The sequence below is a fragment of the Pseudomonas sp. BAV 4579 genome, from assembly GCF_009765395.1.
Taxonomy (GTDB): Bacteria; Pseudomonadota; Gammaproteobacteria; order Pseudomonadales; family Pseudomonadaceae; genus Chryseomonas; species Chryseomonas aestiva.
The window spans coordinates 1-2,843 of sequence record NZ_WHOV01000209.1 but is presented as its reverse complement, the minus strand read 5'-3'; the positions used below and the strand labels follow the sequence as shown (position 1 = coordinate 2,843).

General features: G+C 66.7%; 2 protein-coding genes. Both read right to left on the bottom strand.

The window, feature by feature from the left end; translation table 11 throughout:
- On the bottom strand, positions 1 to 1,469 hold a 1,469-nt coding region (locus tag GSQ95_RS25055; RefSeq protein WP_158897015.1), incomplete at its 3' end, for a CoA-acylating methylmalonate-semialdehyde dehydrogenase.
- Positions 1,470 to 1,526: 57 nt separating this feature from the next.
- On the bottom strand, positions 1,527 to 2,843 hold a 1,317-nt coding region (locus GSQ95_RS25050; RefSeq protein WP_158897014.1), incomplete at its 5' end, for an aspartate aminotransferase family protein.

Below are 2,843 nucleotides of genomic sequence, written 5' to 3'. Positions count from 1 at the left end.
TGCGAAGCCTCCTGGGCCTCGCGCTGCGGCCAGCGCTGGGTGATGGTCTTGCGCCGGGTGTAGAAGCGCACGCCGTCGGGGCCGTAGGCGTGAAGGTCGCCGAACAGCGATCTCTTCCAGCCGCCGAAGCTGTGGTAGGCCACCGGCACCGGCAAGGGCACGTTGATGCCGACCATGCCCACCTCGATCTGGTCAGCGAACAGCCGCGCCGCTTCGCCATCACGGGTGAAGATGCAGGTGCCATTGCCGTATTCGTGGGCGTTGATCAGGGCGATGCCCTCTGCCAGGCTCTTGACCCGCACCACGCAGAGCACCGGACCAAAGATCTCTTCCTGGTAGATGCGCATCTCCGGGGTGACCTGATCGAACAGGCAGCCGCCGAGGAAGAAGCCGTCTTCATGGTCGGCGACCTTGAGGCTGCGGCCGTCCACCACCAGCTTGGCGCCTGCGGCGACGCCGTCGACGACGTAGCCGGTGACCTTGTCCAGGTGCGCGCCGGTGACCAGCGGACCCATGTCCAGGCCGCACTGGGTACCCGGGCCGACCTTGAGCTTTGCGATCTCCGGCACCAGCCGGGCGATCAGGGCATCGGCGACCTGGTCACCGACACAGACCGCCACCGAGATGGCCATGCAGCGTTCGCCGCAGGAGCCGTAGGCGGCGCCCATCAGCGCATTGACGGTGTTGCCGAGGTCGGCGTCCGGCATGACCACCGCATGGTTCTTGGCGCCGCCCAGGGCCTGGACGCGCTTGCCCTTGGCGGTGCCGCGGGCATAGAGGTATTCGGCGATGGGGGTGGAGCCGACAAAGCTCAGCGCCTTGACCTCGGGCGCGTCGATCAGGCCGTCCACGGCTTCCTTGTCGCCATGCACCACGTTCAACACGCCCTTGGGCAGGCCGGCTTCTTCGAACAGCTGGGCGATGGCCAGGGTGGAACTGGGGTCGCGCTCGCTGGGCTTGAGGATGAAGGTGTTGCCGCAGGCGATGGCCAGCGGATACATCCACAGCGGCACCATGGCCGGGAAGTTGAAGGGAGTGATGCCGGCCACCACGCCCAGGGGCTGGAAGTCGGACCAGGTGTCGATGCTCGGACCGGCGTTGCGGTTGTATTCGCCCTTGAGCAACTCGGGTGCGGCGGTGGCGTATTCGACGTTCTCGATGCCGCGACGCAATTCGCCGGCGGCGTCTTCCAGGGTCTTGCCGTGTTCTTCGCTGATCAGCTGCACCAGGCGCTCTTCGTTGCTCTCCAGCAGCTGCTTGAAGCGGAACAGCACCTGGGCGCGCTTGGCCGGCGGGGTATTGCGCCAGGCCGGAAAGGCGGCCTGGGCGGCGTCAACGGCCTGCTGCAGGGTGGCCGCGTCGGCCAGGGGCACTTCACGGATGACCGCGCCCGTGGAAGGGTTGTAGACCGGTGCGCGGCGGCTGCCACCGTCGACCAGCTGGCCGCCGATGAGATGCTTGAGGCTCATGAAGGGACTCCTTGTACGAGGGATGGACGCTCCCGCCGGGGAGCGCCGGAAAGGGGGTCAGTCGAGGCGATTGAGGACATCACCGACCGCGGCAAAGACGCGATCCAGGTCTTCGATTTTGGCGTTGAAGGTGGGCCCGAATTGCAGGGTGTCGCCGCCGAAGCGGACGTAGAAGCCGGCCTTCCACAGGGCGATACCAGCCTCGAAGGGGCGGATTACCGCATCGCCATCACGCGGGGCGAGCTGCAGGGCACCAGCCAGGCCGCAGTTGCGGATGTCCACCACATGCTTGGCACCCTTGAGGCCATGCAGCGAGGCTTCGAACCTGGGCGCCAGCTCGGCGGCCTGCTGCACCAGATTCTCCCGCGCCATGAGTTCCAGCGCCGCCAGACCCGCGGCACAGGCCACCGGATGGGCCGAATAGGTGTAGCCATGGGGAAACTCGACCATGTGCTCAGGCGTGGCCTGGTTCATGAAGGTGTCGTAGATGGCGCTGCTGGCGATCACCGCGCCAAGGGGCACGGCGCCGTTGGTGACCTGCTTGGCCACGTTCATGATGTCCGGCGTCACGCCGAAGAATTCGGCGCCGGTATGACGGCCCATGCGGCCAAAGGCGGTGATGACCTCGTCGAAGATCAGCAGGATGTCGTGCTGGGTGCAGATCTCGCGCAGGCGCTGCAGATAGCCCACCGGCGGCACGATCACCCCGGCCGAGCCGGACATGGGCTCGACGATGACGGCCGCGATATTGGAGGCATCGTGCAGCTCGATCAGCTTGAGCAGCTCGTTGGCCAGCTCGACGCCGCCGGTCTCGGCCATGCCCTTGGTGAAGGCCATGCCCGGTTGCAGGGTATGGGGCAGATGGTCGACGTCCATGAAGGAGCCATACAGCTTCCGGTTGCCGCCGATGCCGCCCAGGCTGGTGCCGGCAATGTTGACGCCGTGGTAGCCGCGGGCCCGGCCGATCAGCTTGGTCTTGGCCGGTTGACCCTTGATGCGCCAGTAGGCTCGCGCCAGCTTGACCGAGGTGTCGGCGCTCTCGGAACCCGAGCCGGTGAAGAAGACATGGTCCAGACCGGCCGGGGTCAGCTCGGTCATCTTTTCCGCCAGCTGGAAGGACAGCGGATGGCCGTACTGGAAGCCCGGCGAATAGTCGAGGGTGCCCAGCTGACGCGCCACGGCCTCCTGGATTTCCTTGCGCGAGTGACCGGCGCCGCAGGTCCAGAGTCCGGAGAGGCTGTCATAGATGCGCCGCCCCTGGTCGTCGATCAGCCAGCTGCCTTCGGCGGCCACCACGATGCGCGGATCCTTCTGGAAGGCGCGATTGGCGGTAAAGGGCATCCAGTGGGCACGCAGGTTGAGCTGGGCGGCGAC